This is a genomic window from Paenibacillus sp. J22FR5, assembly GCF_059691975.1.
The window spans coordinates 65,226-81,351 of sequence record NZ_JCAUAN010000022.1; the positions used below are offsets into that span (position 1 = coordinate 65,226).

Genomic DNA, 16,126 nt, shown 5'->3' on the forward strand with positions numbered 1-16,126 from the left:
TTCCAATACATAGCGAAGTAGATAGATAGATAAATTGTTCTATCGCAGGAGGAAATGGAATGAAAAAAGCGGTGTTCTTTATTATTTTTCTCTTAGTGTCGATTGGCCAAATAGGAGTTGCGTATGGAAACGACAATCCTCCGGAAATTAATAGCGGTACAGGTGTTGTCATAGATAGTTCGACAGGTGAGGTCCTCTACCAAAAAAATAAAGATGAAGAAGCGTATCCAGCTAGCTTAACGAAGTTGATGACGGCCATCCTCCTAGAAGATCATATGGCGGATGGGGAATGGATGACTACGAGTAAAAAAGCCGCGCAGCAAGAAGTGAGCAATTTTGTATTTAATTTAAAAGTGGACGAGAAGATGCAGAAAGATGAAGCTTTGAAGGCTCTGCTAGTTATCTCGGCCAATGATGTGGCCATGATGATTGCTGAACATATTGGAGGGGATGAGGCCGCTTTTGCCGAGATGATGAATAAGAGGGCAGCGTCAATTGGCATGCTGCACACCCATTTTGTCACACCTAACGGTCTGCACGATCCACAACATTTTACGACTTCCAATGATTTGGCTCTGCTTGCCAAAGAGGCCATGAAGTACCCAGCCATTATGGAAGCTATGGGAACCGAAAAAACGGTAGTGAAAACAGATCAGCGTCAAGTGTCAATAAGAGATCGCAGCCTTATTTTTCAGAATCCGTTAGCTTTGGGAGGAAAAACGGGATTTACTAGCCAAGCACATAACACCTTAATCGAATATATGAAAAAAGACAATAAAACGGTCATTGCGGTTGTGACGAAATCAACGCGGGGAAATGAATACCATGATGTAGAGACGATAGGTAATTATGGACTTGACCATATTGATGTGCAGCAAATGTTTCAAAAAGGGGATACCGTCGGTGAGACGACCTTTTATGGTGAAAGCGTTGAAGGCGTCTTGAGTAATTCTTTTGTGCTGACCAAGCTAAGAGGCGAAGAGGCTGTTTATACGTATACGCCTGTTTTCAATACGTGGCAAAGTGGAAAGAAAACGATCGAAGCAGATGAGGTTATCGGCACTTATCAAATAAAGAAAGAGGGGGAACTACTGACTCAAATCCCTATTGTGTCTGCCAAAGAAGTTTCTCATCTTGAACCTCCTTCTCCAATGATTAACCAAGAGATGGTTAGAACGCCATCCAAGTGGCGGTATGGGGTTGCAGCTGGCATTTTGCTTATTGTATATGGTTTATTTAGTTGGATGAAAAAACGAAAACAACAAAATCAAGTAGTAACACTCTCAAACGAAAAATCCAGTGCCTGAATACAGATTTTTATCAAATATAAAATTATTTAATTCTCTTGATTATGTAATCAGAGTAGTAAATGTGAGAAAGAAGTGGCGCAAGAATGAAGCCTATCCTTAAGGCAGTAATCCTGGTAGTTTTTATAACGATTACAGGGTGCAGCAGCTCAGTGCATACAGAAAGTTTAGTTTCTCTACCAAATACAGAAATAATATCGCCTGTACACGTAGATACGCCTCAACAAGCGACAAAGGACATAGCTGTTTCCGCCAATGATCAAAAGAGTGCCGCTGCGGCAGTGATCAATAACGTGAAAAAAGACGGTCTTAAAGTGGCTTTAACTTTTGATGATGGCCCCGATGACAAATATACGCCTCGAATTTTGGATATTTTGAAGAAGGAGCAGGTTAAAGCGACTTTCTTCGTAGTCGGAGAACATGCGAAACAACATCCGCAGATGTTGAAAAGAATTGTAGATGAGGGACACGTTCTCGGTAACCATTCCTGGGATCATCTCAATCTTGCCCAAGCGACTACGGATAAAATTCAAAGTGAAATCGTATCTACAGACGATGTGATAAAGCAAATTACAGGCGAAGCTCCTACCCTATTTCGGGCACCCTATGGTGCGGTTTCTCCTCAGGTAGTTAAAGAATCTCAGATCTCAGGTCATCAATTAATCGGTTGGTCCGTTGATACGTTAGACTGGGATGGGAAAACTGCGTTACAAATTCTAAGCAGTGTAAGAAAAGAGGTCAGCCCTGGCGCAATAATCCTTCAACATTTTGCAGGCGGGAAACACGGCAATCTCAACAACACGGTAGAGGCACTTCCTCAGATTATCGCCTATTTGAGGCAAAGAGGTTATACCTTAGTGACGGTTCCAGAGTTGCTTTCTGCAAAGTAACTTTAATAGTAACTTTGCTTGTGGTGCACTTTTTTGATCGTATGTTGTGGGAGTCCTTCATTTCTTTTATTCGTCTTCATGTAGAGAGCAGCAGGAGCCTTCTTTTGAAGGTTCCTCTTTTTGTTCATATTGAATGATACTAGCTAATTGCTTGTCAATATTTCCAGAAAAGTAATAGAATTCGAATGGTAGAGTGAAATGTAGGCATGCCAAATTACCCTCTAATTCTAGTAAATGACATTAATGTAGTCCTATACAAAAGACGCTGTTCTACATAGAGACGAGTGACATCAAAAGTGAGTGTAATAATCGAAGAAGGTTATGTTAACTATTGTGATTCCTTGAAAGAAATGAAACTTTTGGGCTAGAAGCGCATATCTTATCATCGGACTATGTGAGGAGGTATAAATATGCATTGGTTTTCAATTTTAGGAATTGGTCTCGCAGCTAATCTAGATAATTTAGGGATTGGTATTTCATTTGGTACTCGCTCGACACGGGTTCCATTTATTTCAAATCTAATTATTGCAGTTCTTTCGATGATTGCTTCTTATATTTCAATCACTTTAGGTGGTGTTATTTCTCATTATGTATCGAGTGATTTTGCAAACTGGGGAGGGGGAGCCTTGATAATAATTATTGGGCTTTTTGCAATCAAAGCTGATTTGAAAAATAGTTCTAAACTTGAATTGCAAAATGAGAATATAATCACCTCTTTACTTCATAGTCCCGATAGAGCTGACATAGATGGAAACAAAATAATTTCATGGAAGGAGTCGTTCACTCTCGGAATTGCACTTGCACTAAATTGTGTTGTTGGTGGATTTGGAGCAGGTGTGACAGGATTATCTCCATTTATGACGACGATATCCATTGGTTTGTTCTCGTTACTAACCATATATATTGGAGTTCGAGCTGGTCAACAAATTGCTAGAACATGGCTTGGCAAACGGTCGAATATACTGGGGGTATCCTTCTAGTTTGCATTGGATTGTATGAAATATTTATATAGACCTACAGCCCGTTGTTGTAGGTCTATTTTTTGTATCCTAAAATTTTTCTCATTAATCTTTCATTATAGTTGTCTATACTGGTAGAGCAACTCTTTTTATATTGCGGAAGAAAGGGGGAATTATTCATGCAAAAGTATAAACCGAGCCCCCTCAGAAGACGTATTAACTTAATGGTCGCTAGTATGGGTTATGTATTATGATATAAAAAACAATGAGAATGGTGGCATATGAAAAATATTATAACTAAGTTGAAGACAAAGATTACGAGTAAATGGTACGAATTGCTCAATGACCCTGCAGGACCACATTTTGTAGCAATGAGCTTTGCAATCGGTGTAATCTCAGAAATGTTGACTATACCAACAGTAGGCATTGCTTTTGTGCTGATGATTTTTATAGTTAAATGGTTGAAATTTAGTATGACATCTTCATTAGTAGGCTATTTTTTTACAAAGATTGTATACATTCCATTTGCACCATTGGAATTAAAGATTGGAAAGACTTTGCTTCATGAAAACTTCGATCCGCATGCGCATAAGTGGGGGTGGGCTAGAGGTGTATTACACAAAGACGCTGAATTGCTACTAGGAGCTGTAATTATTGGAGGAGTTTTAGCAGTCATTTGTTACTTTGTGATCAGACAAATTCTCTTATTAAGGTTAAAGCGCAACCCAAAATCCAAACTTTCCTAAGTTGGGTGGGAGCAAGCAAGATACAGCTACCAGCCGACGTTGTCATCGAGGGTTATTTAGATACATTTTTCATTGTTGTAGACTGGCGGCGGGCGTTAAGCTAAACGGGCAGGAAAATTCAATAAAAACGTTTTTTTATTTACAGCAATCAATTGATTTCGATTAGAATTAGATCATATTACCTTTGGAGTGTGATCAAAGAATACTATGGATAAGAATATTAAACAGCTATTCAATCAAGATATATTGAGACAAGCCGCGGAACGTTATGGTATACGCGAAGACGCAATGATCGAATTAAATGGGTTTCAAAACTTTGTTTATTCTGGATTGGTCGAAGATCGTGAAGTTATTCTAAGAATTGCCCATATCACACATCGGAATGAAGTATTAACGAAAGCGGAATTAGACTTTATCATGTTTTTGGCGGAGTCTGGTGTAAAAGTAGCTAGACCGATTCTGTCTTTAACGGGTGATCTTCTTCATACAATTGATGATGCTTTTGTTGTGACAGCCTTTGAGAAAATTTCTGGCAGAAATGCAAAAATTGCCGAGGAGAGCAATACTTTTTATGAGAATATAGGTCAATTTGTTGGGAAAATACATAAGCTTTCAATTCACTATCCCCCCCAACATTTACGCTATGAATGGAATGACAATGCTTTATTAGCTTCATTTAAAAACTATTGTCCGTCAGAATTATATAGTAGTTTCGACCGTTTAATTGGGGAAGTTAGCGCTCTTACCAAGGATAAAGATACATACGGCCTTATTCATGGGGATGTCAGCTGCGGTAATTATCTAAATGATGGGGATAAGGCCTATATTATCGACTTTGACGAGGCGGAATATAGCTGGTTTGTGTCTGATATTGCTACACCATTATTTTATGAAATCCCTATCCCCTGGGTTGTGGATGGAGAGGTTAGAAAGGAGATTACAAAGCGCTTTTTTTCCAACTTCTTAAACGGTTATTGTAAAGAAAATACGATATGTCAAGAATGGTTAAAGAAAATACCTTTATTTATCGATTTAAGACAAGCTAGGGTTTTATCCGCGCTATATAGAAGCAGAGATTTTAATGCTCCTGATTGGAGAGAGTGGGATGAACAAGCTCGACGCTTCTATTATTTCAACTTACTGAATAACACACCATATATTGATATGGACTTTTCGCGAATGTAAAAATGTTCATACCATTATTAGGAAACGTTTGTTCAATAAAACAGCAGCAGTCTAGGGCTTTATTTTCTCGTCCATGGCTGCTGCTGGTTTGTATTTATGGGTCAGTCTACTTTATTTTCACAGAACATCAACTAACGCAGAACGTTAGTCTAAAAAGACCTGTAATTATATGATTGTAAGAAGGACTTCAAAACTTTATTGTCCTCCAACATTATTATCTCATAGCTGAAATGGGAAACGGATGGATGGGGATAGCTGATTCACACTGTCCAGTCAACGAATATGGTGCTCCTGCCGCCGAAACCATGCAGCCTTTCAAACTTACATAATGGCGCCTATTAAAGTACTCTTTCTTCTCAACTTAAACACTTGAGTAGTTCTTAACCCAATGAAATTCGAATTGTGTCCCATAATGTTAGGGAAAATACGTTCAGAATTTATTGAAGGTAATATCTCGATAGATAAATTTTTTACTTATATCTATGGCTTATATACTCAAGGCTGCACTTCAGATAAAGAAGTAAGCCATTTCTCATTTTTAGATCGTTTAAGTGACGGATATTATTTAGCTACACATGGAACTTATGGGGAAATAGAAGATATAGTACAAGATTTAGACTGCTGGGTGTTTCAGCATTTACTCCGAAACATGGAATAAGAATTGCACTTTGGATGGAATCTAACGGAAGGTTATCCATAAAAAACTTTCCGAATGGAGCGTTACTACTTATGAGGAGCAGATACTGGTTTCGTTTGGCAATGATTTTGGTCTTGTCCCTAGGATTGACGGTCTGCGGTACTAATGCCAATGCTAAAGGCGGGAATCCGCAAGCAAATCTCCAAAAATCCATAACTAATCAAAAGGAGATAAAAAAGCTATCTACAGACAAGAACGCCATTCGTCCGTTTCATGTGAATGTTCCGGAAGCGGAACTTACTGAATTGCGCAGGCGCATAAACACGACAAAATGGCCTGATAAGGAAACGGTCTCGGATCAATCGCAAGGCGTGCAGCTCGCGACGATTCAGGAACTCGCGCGCTATTGGGCGACAGATTATGACTGGCGCAAGATCGAGGCGAAGCTGAACGCCCTGCCGCAGTTCATCACCGAGATCGATGGTCTGGACATTCACTTCATTCACGTTCGTTCGAAGCATAAAGGTGCTATGCCGCTCATCGTCACGCACGGATGGCCCGGCTCGATCATCGAGTTGCTGAAGATTATCGAGCCGCTTACCAATCCCACGGCATATGGCGGGAAGGCATCGGACGCTTTCGATCTGGTGATTCCATCGATGCCTGGCTACGGATTTTCGGGCAAGCCAACCACGACCGGCTGGGATCCCGACCACATAGCACGTGCCTGGGCAGAGCTGATGAAGCGCCTTGGATACACAAAGTATGTGGCGCAGGGAGGCGACTGGGGTGCGGTTGTCACGGATTTGATGGCTGTACAGGCGCCTCCGGGACTGGTTGGCATTCACTCCAACATGCCTGGTACGGTTCCAGCCTACATTGATAAGGCGCTCAAGTGCGGCGACCTGCCGCCCTCCGGTCTCTCAGATGACGAAAAGCGAGCGTACAAGCAGCTGGACTTCTTTTACAAGCACATCGGCTACGCCCAAATGATGGGGACGCGCCCGCAGACGCAGACCGGACTGGCAGATTCGCCCGTCGGTTTGGCAGCCTTTATGATTGACCATGACGCGCGTAGTCTGGAGCTGATCTCGAAGGCCTTTGCCGGACACCCCGGAGGCCTTACGCGAGACGATGTCCTCGACAACATCACGCTCTATTGGCTGACTAACACGGCGATTTCTTCGGCTCGTCTCTACTGGGAGAACAAATACCCCTTTTTCACCGTCAAGGGCGTCTCCATCCCGGTTGCCGTGAGCGTCTTTCCTGACGAGCTCTATCAAGCACCGAAGAGTTGGGCAGAGCGGGCGTATCCCAAACTCATGTATTACAACAAGCTCGACAAGGGCGGACACTTCGCGGCGTGGGAGCAGCCAGAACTTTTCACTGCAGAACTTCGCGCCGCATTCAAGTCGCTACGCTAATTGGAGTTAGGTGGCAAAGAAACGTTGAACTAACGCATAACGTTTGTTGAATTAGAACATTAATGAGCAGGTGCCGCGGCAGCCTGCTTATTTTATTGAACTACTTAGGATAGCACTACGAATTGGAGCTGACATTGGGAAATTATTTTGATGCAAATCGCCGTGCGATCGCCACGCACAGTACGACACCGATATTTACTATAAAGATAGGCCAACCAATTGACTCGTGCAGGACGAGTGCCGAAAGCAGCAGGCCGAAGAAGGGCTGGAGGAGTTGTAACTGCCCGACCGCTGCTATACCTCCTTGGGCAAGACCACGATACCAGAACACAAAACCGATGAGCATGCTGAACAGGGAGACATAGGCAAGGCTCAAGAGTGCGGAACCACTGATACCCACCCACGAAACCGGCGAGTAATAAAACGAGAGCAGCGACATAAAGGGAAGCGAAAGAACGAGTGCCCAAGAGATCACCTGCCAGCCCCCTAGTCTCCGTGATAGTCGTGCCCCTTCCGCATAACCGTAACCGCACACGATGATAGATGCCAGCATTAACGCATCACCGACGGGTGAAGAGGCAGCCCCTTGAGTTATGGCGAATCCTACTACAAGCGAGCTGCCTAGAGCTGATAAGATCCAAAAGGTTGGTCGCGGGCTTTCACCGCCCCGCAATACGCCGAAGATCGCCGTCGAAAGCGGCAGAAGCCCAACGTAGATAATGGCATGCGCGGATGTGACATACTGAAGTGCAAAGGCTGTCAGCAGTGGGAAACCTACTACCACGCAGAGTGCTACGAACAATAGTGGAACGACGTCACTTCGGATAGGCCGTTGTTGCTGGAAGATGAGGAGAAGCACTCCCGCTAACACCCCAGCAATCGCGGCACGGCATACGCTGAGGAATAACGGATCAAAATCCATCACAGCCAACCGTGTTGCGGGTAGTGAGCCACTGAAGATAAGCACACCCAGAAAACCATTGATCCATCCATTTGTTGCTTTGTTCATTACAATCACCTCAAAAAACGCACTCGATACTTTGAGTTATCAAGGCACGATAATATTTATTAAATATACACATCTGTATATTATTTGTATTATAGTAGATACAAAATACGATGTATATTGACTATCCATCCATCTGTAAGGGTACAGATAAGGGGCGAATTATTTAAGTTGGAGACATATTTATGAAAAATAAAAAGGAATCCATTCAGCAAATCATCCGTTTGGACATAATCAATGGTCTTCTCAAACCGGGTCAGAAGCTTCCTTCAATCCGTACGCAGAGCCAAAGATTCGGTTGCAGTGTCAACACAATTATTGCTGTTTATCAGGAACTCGAAAATCAATACCTCATTTATTCACGTCCGAAGAGTGGTTATTTTGTCGTAGCCAAAGAAGCCCTTCTTCCCCTGCTACAAACAAAACGAATCGATTTTGCATCAGCTGCTCCCGATCCAACGTCGATACCGCAAAACGATTTTCGTCAATGCTTGAACAAAGCGATGGAATTATTTGAGACGTCTATATTCACTTATCCCGATCCACAGGGTTTGCTTTCTCTTCGCCAGGAGATCGTAAAGCTTTTTCAGCAGCAACAGGTCTTCCCTTCGGCACAGCAAGTTTTTATTTTTTCAGGCGCTCAACAAGCTCTTCATCTTCTAGCTGGGATGCCCTTCCCAAACGGAAAAACCAACATTCTGGTTGAGCAGCCAACCTACTGGGGAATGCTGGCTGCGCTTAAGACACAAAGACAAACGGTAATAGGCATCGAAAGAACTCCTGATGGGATTGATTGGGGAACTTTGGAGCGTTATTTTCAAAGTAATATGATAAAGTTTTTTTATACAATCCCGCGCTTCCATAATCCGTTAGGCACTTCTTACTCAGCGGAAGACAAACAGCGACTGGCAGAACTCGCCAAAGCAAATGACGTTTACATCGTTGAGGATGATTATCTTGCTGATTTGGAAACAAACAGTAAAGCTGATCCTATTCACGCTTATAATGGAGCCGGTCATGTCATTTATCTCAGAAGGTTTTCCAAAGTGATGCTGCCCGGATTAAGGCTTGCCGCGGCCGCAGTACCAAATTCGTTTATTCCTTTACTCCAATGGCATAAACATACTGCGGATCTGAGCACCTCAGTGCTTTCTCAAGGTGTGCTTGAGATTTATATGAAGTCCGGGATGTATGCTCATCATGCGAAGCAAATGAAATCCTTGTACAATCATCGCATTAAACATCTAAGGGAAATTTCACAGCGATTATTGCCCAAAGAGTGCTTATATACGATCCAATCTTGCGGAGGGCTCTTCGCTTCCATACACCTTCCGGAATTCATTGATACAGAAGATTTGGTCAAGCGATTGGAGAATCGTGGCGTTGATGTACTGGCAACCGATAAGCAGTTCCTTTCATCTTTTCCCAAGCTTAACTTGCTGCGCCTTAGCATCATTCGGACCAATGAGCAAGTTATTGAAGAGGGCATCCGCATCATTGCCGAAGAACTAAAGCGTGCCCCGTATACAAGCAGCTCACCTAAGCCATTCTTTCAGTTATGAGTAAAAAATACACAGGATTCTTGTTTTTCTGTGATTGGTTTTAGACTGCTCCTATTAAAATAAACCCGAGGATATACCTCGGGTTTTCTTATTGTGCTACCCAGCGGTACTGGCTGAAAGAGGATTTTGAAACACTTGGGGATGCTTACGATGATATTGGTGATAATGAATGAGGATAACAATAAATGGAAATAGGTGAGGGGGGATAATGCGTAAATACAGTGTTTTGAAAAGTATTTGTGTGATAATATTTTGTTTTTGTTTTATTCTATCAGCTTGTAACGGAGAAAGCCCCTCTATAAAGGTTCTAGCACACCTATTGCTTAACCTTAATCATAGAATTAATGTAGTATCCAAGGTGAAAAGCGACAAAAAAATTATTTATAACATGATGAACACAGTAATTAAGATGCTATAAATATAATTTTTTATTATTACTGGAACGAACGTTCCGCGGTAATAATAACATTCTTGACATGTAAAGGAGTGCTTACTATGAGTTCAATCGAAAATCAAAGAATTGAAAAACCTATTCCGGCGTGGATCATTCTCATTTTGGCTGCCGCTTGCGGAGTAATCGCAGCTAATCTCTATTATGCGCAGCCTTTAGTAGGACCCATTAGTTCAGCGCTTGGATTATCTTCTGGGGCAGCTGGCCTGATCGTCACACTGACTCAAATTGGTTACGTAATCGGATTGTTATTTATCGTACCCTTGGGAGATATACTTGAAAACCGAAAACTTGTTGTTGCGTCATTGCTCTTCACTGCAATAGTTTTGACGATTGCTGCAGTTGTCAAAAGCGCTCCCCTGTTTCTTACAGCTTCACTGTTTATCGGGCTGGGATCAGTTGCAGCACAGGTACTAGTACCGTACGCAGCTCATCTTTCGCCAGATGCCACACGTGGCCGCAATGTGGGTAATGTCATGAGCGGTTTGTTACTGGGTATCATGCTTGCACGTCCCATATCAAGTATTGTGACAGAGTTTATGGGGTGGCGCGCCGTATTTGTCCTATCCGGTATAACGATCTTTGTGCTGGCACTTGTATTAGCAAAGGCACTGCCTGCAAGGCAGCCGTTGACAACCGTACAATATCCACAACTTCTGCGTTCCATGTTGCATTTACTCAGAACGACCCCAATCTTGCGACGTAGGGCGATCTATCATGCCTGTGTGTTCGGTACTTTTAGTTTGTTCTGGACAACTGTTCCTTTGTTATTGACCAGTCCGACTTTTCATTTTTCCCAAAAAGGAGTTGCACTGTTTGCATTGGTTGGGGTATCCGGAGCGGCAGCTGCGCCTGTGGCAGGCCGTATTGCGGATAGAGGCCTGATTCGTCCTGCCACAGGGATAGCCCTGGCTTTAGTTATCGTTTCTGTATTTCTTCCTCTAATGATCCAAACCGGTTCGACATTCGCATTGGTATCTCTAGTAGTTGCGGCCATTCTTTTAGACATGGGAGTTTCGGCAAACATGGTCCTTGGGCAGCGTGCTATTTTCTCATTGGGAGCAGAGTTCCGAAGCCGGCTTAATGGTTTATACATGGCAATTTTTTTTGTTGGCGGTGCTATAGGCTCAGCGACAGGAGGATGGGCATACGCCATCGGCGGCTGGAAAGCAGCATTGCTGATTGGGATAGCTAACCCGACTATTGCGATGATTTATTATGCGACAGAGAAAAAGTAATATAAAACTATAGAAACCGTGAAACGTGTTTAACGAAGACTGTAATTTTATCTGAGATGGGCACCTTGATAAATAGGAGTGTTCACGGATTCTTAGCAGGGACTGCCTTCTGATAGGTTAACAACTCGGAGACGGTAACAAACCGATACCCTCTCTTTTCCAATTCCGGCAAGATCTTTTTTAGAGCCTCGATGGTCTGAGTAGGACCTTCCACGTAATCGTGGAACAGTACGATATCCCCGCTGCTCGAATTGTTTAAAACTTTATTTACAATTTTATTGACCCCTGGCGTACTCCAATCCCTCGTATCCAAATGCCATGACCACATTATCATTTTATATCCTTCTTGCTTGACAATACTGACTAACCTCTCGTCATAAAAGCCCCCGGGGGGACGAAATAAATGACATCGAATCCCGGCGACGGAGAAAATGGTTTCCTCTGCTTTATTAATTTCATTTTTCATGTTTATCCGTTTAGAAAGAAAAGCATGGCTATATGTATGATTGGCTATCTCATGTCCTTCGTTTATTTCTCGTTTGAGCACGTCAGGATAAAGTTTTATTTTGTTCCCAACCACAAAAAAAGTGGCTTTAGCATGATACTGTTTGAGCAAGTCCAAGATCTGCGGTGTATGACTCGGATGAGGACCGTCATCGAATGTTAAGGCGATCACTTTCTCATCGGTAGATATTTCCCAGACGACTTCTCCGCTCGTTTCATAATAAGACCGGTCTTTTTGGGGAGCGGCGTAACCAACAGACTGAAATAATAAAAAACAAATACAAAAGGTTAGGATCGTTCTCATTGTTGCCTCCTGATTTTAGTTCGATTCTCAAGATTAGGATGCACCAATCCTTTAAATTAACTCGATGAAAAAAATGGGTATAAATAGTGAATAGAATGCTCAATTTATTAGAAATATTAAAGTAAGAGCAACTGACAATCGTGTTGAAGTAGCCAAAAGAGCAGCTGATAAGATTAGCAAGATTAATGGTGTAAAGAGCGCGAATGTATTAGTAGCCAAACGGAATGCTTATGTAGCGGCTGTTACAAATGTCGGTCAAACAGGCATCACGCCGCAGCTTGAAAAGCAAATCGCTGACCAAGTTCGTTTGGCTGACCCAAACATCCAAAATGTATACGTGTCTACAAATCCCGAATTTGTCAATCGGGTCAACCAATATGTGACAGATGTTGGTCAAGGAAGACCGATCGCCGGTTTCTTTCAAGAATTTTCTGAAATGGTTCAACGCGTTTTCCCATCAGCCCGTTAATATGGAACAAGAACTAATCACTGCGGCGGAGGCTGTAGTGATTTTTTTCTGGGCAGGAGCGGCTTTACGCTAATGGGAAACAAGAGTTGAACAACTATCAATAACTAGAAGATATGCCAGGTAGGCATGAACTTTCATCAAAAAATTACCTATAGAAAGCGCTTTACAAATAAATATCAATCACATATAATCATAAATGAGAATAAACAATCAATTAAATGACTGTATATGCGCAAGTTAATTGTTGGGATAGGGGGGGATCGTGATACTGTTTGAAGAAGAACGTCAGCAGAAGATCGCCGATTATGTTCAAGAAAGAGAGCGTGCGTCCGTTCAGGAGCTGGCGCAGCATTTTCAGGTGTCTGAATCAACAGTCCGAAGAGATCTGAAGATTCTTGAGGAAGAAGGCAAGCTTCGCCGCACACATGGAGGAGCTGTAGCCTTTGTCAGTGACAATTCAGAGCCTACTTTTGTGGAAAAAGAAGATCGCTATCGTTTACAAAAGGAGCTGATAGCTAAAGAAGCCGCATCAATGGTACGAGAAGGCGATTCCATCATACTTGATTCGGGGACGACAACTTATTATTTGGCTAAGGAATTGAAATCATTCAAGAAGCTTACGGTGGTAACCAATTCCGTTGCGGTAGCTCAAGAATTGTCTGCCAACACGGGCATCGATTTGATTCTTACAGGTGGCACCTTGCGTCATGAAACGCTGGCGATGGTAGGTCCGTTAGCCGAGAAGGCATTGGAATCTGTGCATGTCGATAAGGCCTTCGTGGCTATCAATGGTCTGGATCCTGTCATTGGGTTGACAACACCGAATATGTTGGAGGCTTCGACCAAACGGGCTTTCTTCCGATCAACCAAGCAAGTGATTCTACTCATGGATCACAGTAAATACGGAAAAGTATCTTTTGCTAAGGTTGCGGCATTAAACGAGATTGACCAGCTTCTGACAGATGACGGTATATCGGACAATGCGCTGAAAGAGCTAGATACGGCTGGGATTACCGTTACCGTCATACAGACGGGTGGGAGGAAGTCATGAAGCCTGTCTTGACGATTACATTGAATCCTGCCTTGGACAAAACGGTAACTTTAGAAGATTTTGTTCTTGGCGGATTGAACCGGATTAAAGAATGGCGAATGGATGCTGGAGGAAAGGGCATCAATGTCGCCAAAGTATTGAAGAATTTTTCTGTTGATGTGACGGCGTGGGGCTTGTGTGCAGGGCGCCAGGGGAATGTGCTGACGGATACACTTTCGAGTCTGGACATCCCGAATTGGTTTGTTCAGGCGAAAGGTGAAACGAGAACGAACCTGAAGGTGTATGTGGAACATACCCGAGAAACAACGGAGTTGAATGAGCCGGGATTCACGGTAGATGATGATGTGTTAAATCAATTTCTCGATCGTTTCAGAACTGATGTTTGTCATGTATCGTTGGTTGTCCTGGGGGGCAGTTTGCCAAAGGGTATACCGAGTGATTTCTATAAAACACTAATCCAGATTGCGAATGAGGCTGGTGTTCGGACTGTATTGGATGCCGATGGAGAGCCTTTCATTCATGGTATTGAGGCTGTTCCCTATGCGATTAAGCCGAACATTCATGAGCTGGAGTCGTTCTTCGGAGAGTCCTTCCGGACGGATGAAGAGATTATCGACGCGGCAAGAAGATTAATCGCTAAAGGGATTGCTTACGTGGCTGTTTCTTTAGGTGGAGAGGGATCCATTCTTGTAACGGAGACGGAGGCCATTCGCGCCAAACCTGCTCCAATTACTCCCCTAAGTACAGTTGGGGCTGGGGACTCCATGGTAGCCGCGCTCATTTATTGCATGCTGCATGGTATGTCGCTGGAAGAAGCTGCGAGGTGGAGCTCAACTGCAGGAACCGTGACGGCTTTGAAGCCAGGAACACAGGTTTGTCTGCTTGCTGAAGTGAAAGAAAAACTAGGCAGTGTGAACATATGGTCTATTCCAACAACAACAAATTCGAATTGAAGGCGGGGGCGTCTATGAAAAAAATTCTTGCTGTTACTGCTTGTCCAACCGGTGTTGCACATACGTACATGGCTGCTGAATCCTTGGCAAAAGCAGCCAGAGAAAAGGGTATTTCGATTAAAGTGGAAACCAGAGGAGCTGTCGGTGTAGAAAATGAGTTTACCGAGCAGGAGATTGCTGAGGCTCATGCCATTATTGTAGCTGCGGATACGGATGTGCTAGAATCCCGTTTCTCCGGTAAGCCTGTTGTTAAAGTTCCTGTGGCGCAAGCAATCAAAAATCCGGCAGGTCTTCTCGATGAAGCGTTGAACAAAGAAGCGGCCTCTGCTGATGATTATCTGAAGCAAGTAGAGCAGTCGAAATCTCAGCGCAGCGCTTCACGAACCGGGGCCTATAAGCACTTGATGACAGGTGTTTCAAATATGCTACCTTTGGTTGTCGCGGGCGGGTTGCTCATTGCACTTTCTTTCATATTCGGAATTGAGGCTTTTAAGGAACAAGGTACTTTTGCCGCTGCTTTAATGGACATTGGGGGCGGAGCAGCTTTTGCGCTGATGGTACCGATCTTGGCGGGATTCATCGCCTTCTCCATTGCTGAAAAGCCAGGCTTGGCGCCGGGTCTTGTTGGTGGGATGCTCGCTTCAAAAATGGGAGCAGGTTTCCTTGGCGGGATCATTGCCGGATTTCTTGCGGGTTATGTCGCAAAGCTGTTGAAAGATCATATCAAGATGCCTAAGAATTTTGAAGGATTGAAACCTATTCTGATTATTCCTTTACTGGCTACCGGTATTACTGGACTTTTAATGATTTATGTGATTGGCGAACCGGTAAAAGCAATTATGGATGGTTTGACGGTATGGCTCAAATCGCTCGGATCCACGAATGCCGTATTGCTGGGTGTTCTACTGGGAGCGATGATGGCTTTCGATATGGGCGGCCCTGTTAATAAAGCGGCGTATACGTTCGCTGTAGGGTTGTTGGCCAGTAGTGTATACGGTCCGATGGCAGCGGTGATGGCGGCTGGTATGACACCTCCACTAGGTTTGTGGCTGGCAACTCTGCTTGCTCCGAAGAAATTTACGAAGGAGGAGCGGGATGCCGGTAAAGCGGCTTCCGTTCTGGGAATTTCGTTTATCACGGAAGGTGCCATTCCGTTTGCAGCAGGCGATCCGTTTCGCGTGATCCCTTCGATCATGGTCGGCTCCGCTTTAACAGGCGCTTTATCCATGCTGTTCGGCGCTACTCTGCGCGCGCCTCATGGAGGGATTTTCGTTCTGCCGATCCCGAATGCCGTTGGCCACCTGGCTTTGTATGCTTTAGCTATCGTAGCAGGAACGGTTGTTACAGCCATCATGCTGAATATATTGAAGAAGCCTGTAAGAGACTAATTCTTTAAACAAATAAATTTAGCAAGAAGGGGGAGCTAAGCAGAAGCTGAGC

Annotated in this window: 14 protein-coding genes; 12 read left to right on the forward strand and 2 right to left on the reverse strand. The window is 43.5% G+C overall.

Annotation, left to right across the window (positions count from 1 at the left end; translation table 11 throughout):
• Positions 1-59: 59 nt before the first annotated feature.
• From AC58P7_RS23530 to AC58P7_RS23555, 6 genes are all read left to right on the forward strand, one after another.
• Positions 60-1,307, forward strand: coding sequence for a D-alanyl-D-alanine carboxypeptidase family protein (locus AC58P7_RS23530; RefSeq protein ID WP_497347218.1), 1,248 nt, complete (start codon positions 60-62; stop codon positions 1,305-1,307).
• Positions 1,308-1,393: 86 nt separating this feature from the next.
• Entirely contained in the window at positions 1,394-2,197 is an 804-nt protein-coding gene (locus AC58P7_RS23535) for a polysaccharide deacetylase family protein (RefSeq protein WP_497347220.1), read from the forward strand.
• Between the two features lie 410 nt (positions 2,198-2,607).
• Positions 2,608-3,177, forward strand: a complete 570-nt coding sequence (locus AC58P7_RS23540; RefSeq protein ID WP_497347221.1) for a manganese efflux pump — start codon at positions 2,608-2,610, stop codon at positions 3,175-3,177.
• A 281-nt stretch (positions 3,178-3,458) separates the two neighbouring features.
• Positions 3,459-3,902: a DUF2062 domain-containing protein gene (locus AC58P7_RS23545; RefSeq protein ID WP_497347223.1), complete on the forward strand. Its 444-nt coding sequence runs from the start codon at positions 3,459-3,461 to the stop codon at positions 3,900-3,902.
• Between the two features lie 207 nt (positions 3,903-4,109).
• On the forward strand, positions 4,110-5,087 hold the full coding sequence (locus tag AC58P7_RS23550) for a phosphotransferase enzyme family protein (RefSeq protein ID WP_497347225.1): 978 nt from the start codon (positions 4,110-4,112) through the stop codon (positions 5,085-5,087).
• Positions 5,088-5,846: 759 nt separating this feature from the next.
• Positions 5,847-7,148, forward strand: a complete 1,302-nt coding sequence (locus tag AC58P7_RS23555) for an epoxide hydrolase family protein (protein ID WP_497347289.1) — start codon at positions 5,847-5,849, stop codon at positions 7,146-7,148.
• A gap of 142 nt (positions 7,149-7,290) precedes the next feature.
• Here the strand turns inward: AC58P7_RS23555 and AC58P7_RS23560 are convergent, their stop codons facing one another.
• On the reverse strand, positions 7,291-8,157 hold the full coding sequence (locus tag AC58P7_RS23560) for a DMT family transporter (RefSeq protein WP_497347227.1): 867 nt from the start codon (positions 8,155-8,157) through the stop codon (positions 7,291-7,293).
• A gap of 182 nt (positions 8,158-8,339) precedes the next feature.
• Between AC58P7_RS23560 and AC58P7_RS23565 the strand changes: the two genes are divergently transcribed.
• Together AC58P7_RS23565 and AC58P7_RS23570 are read left to right on the forward strand one after the other, a co-directional pair.
• Positions 8,340-9,716 (forward strand): aminotransferase-like domain-containing protein, encoded by a 1,377-nt coding sequence (locus AC58P7_RS23565; RefSeq protein ID WP_497347229.1) that lies wholly within the window; start codon positions 8,340-8,342, stop codon positions 9,714-9,716.
• 495 nt (positions 9,717-10,211) lie between these two features.
• Entirely contained in the window at positions 10,212-11,405 is a 1,194-nt protein-coding gene (locus AC58P7_RS23570) for an MFS transporter (protein ID WP_497347291.1), read from the forward strand.
• Between the two features lie 82 nt (positions 11,406-11,487).
• On the opposite strand, the gene AC58P7_RS23575 is transcribed toward AC58P7_RS23570, so the two are convergent.
• A complete protein-coding gene (locus tag AC58P7_RS23575) occupies positions 11,488-12,213 on the reverse strand; it encodes a polysaccharide deacetylase family protein (protein ID WP_497347231.1) in 726 nt (241 codons plus the stop codon).
• Positions 12,214-12,394: 181 nt separating this feature from the next.
• Here AC58P7_RS23575 and AC58P7_RS23580 point away from each other — a divergent pair, with 181 nt between their 5' ends.
• From AC58P7_RS23580 to AC58P7_RS23595, 4 genes are all read left to right on the forward strand, one after another.
• Positions 12,395-12,682: a YhcN/YlaJ family sporulation lipoprotein gene (locus AC58P7_RS23580; RefSeq protein WP_497347293.1), complete on the forward strand. Its 288-nt coding sequence runs from the start codon at positions 12,395-12,397 to the stop codon at positions 12,680-12,682.
• A 262-nt stretch (positions 12,683-12,944) separates the two neighbouring features.
• A complete protein-coding gene (locus AC58P7_RS23585; RefSeq protein ID WP_497347233.1) occupies positions 12,945-13,733 on the forward strand; it encodes a DeoR/GlpR family DNA-binding transcription regulator in 789 nt (262 codons plus the stop codon).
• A complete protein-coding gene (pfkB, locus tag AC58P7_RS23590; protein WP_497347235.1) occupies positions 13,730-14,686 on the forward strand; it encodes a 1-phosphofructokinase in 957 nt (318 codons plus the stop codon). The genes AC58P7_RS23585 and pfkB overlap by 4 nt, the downstream gene beginning before the upstream one ends.
• Positions 14,687-14,700: 14 nt before the next feature.
• Positions 14,701-16,074 (forward strand): PTS fructose transporter subunit IIC, encoded by a 1,374-nt coding sequence (locus tag AC58P7_RS23595; protein WP_497347237.1) that lies wholly within the window; start codon positions 14,701-14,703, stop codon positions 16,072-16,074.
• Positions 16,075-16,126: the final 52 nt, after the last annotated feature.

Coding starts and splice junctions, on each gene's coding strand:
- AC58P7_RS23530 (WP_497347218.1), top strand. CDS start 60: ATGAAAAAAGCGGTGTTCTTTATTATTTTTCTCTTAGTGTCGATTGGC.
- AC58P7_RS23535 (WP_497347220.1), top strand. CDS start 1,394: ATGAAGCCTATCCTTAAGGCAGTAATCCTGGTAGTTTTTATAACGATT.
- AC58P7_RS23540 (WP_497347221.1), top strand. CDS start 2,608: ATGCATTGGTTTTCAATTTTAGGAATTGGTCTCGCAGCTAATCTAGAT.
- AC58P7_RS23550 (WP_497347225.1), top strand. CDS start 4,110: ATGGATAAGAATATTAAACAGCTATTCAATCAAGATATATTGAGACAA.
- AC58P7_RS23555 (WP_497347289.1), top strand. CDS start 5,847: ATGATTTTGGTCTTGTCCCTAGGATTGACGGTCTGCGGTACTAATGCC.
- AC58P7_RS23560 (WP_497347227.1), bottom strand. CDS start 8,157: ATGAACAAAGCAACAAATGGATGGATCAATGGTTTTCTGGGTGTGCTT.
- AC58P7_RS23565 (WP_497347229.1), top strand. CDS start 8,340: ATGAAAAATAAAAAGGAATCCATTCAGCAAATCATCCGTTTGGACATA.
- AC58P7_RS23570 (WP_497347291.1), top strand. CDS start 10,212: ATGAGTTCAATCGAAAATCAAAGAATTGAAAAACCTATTCCGGCGTGG.
- AC58P7_RS23575 (WP_497347231.1), bottom strand. CDS start 12,213: ATGAGAACGATCCTAACCTTTTGTATTTGTTTTTTATTATTTCAGTCT.
- pfkB (WP_497347235.1), top strand. CDS start 13,730: ATGAAGCCTGTCTTGACGATTACATTGAATCCTGCCTTGGACAAAACG.
- AC58P7_RS23595 (WP_497347237.1), top strand. CDS start 14,701: ATGAAAAAAATTCTTGCTGTTACTGCTTGTCCAACCGGTGTTGCACAT.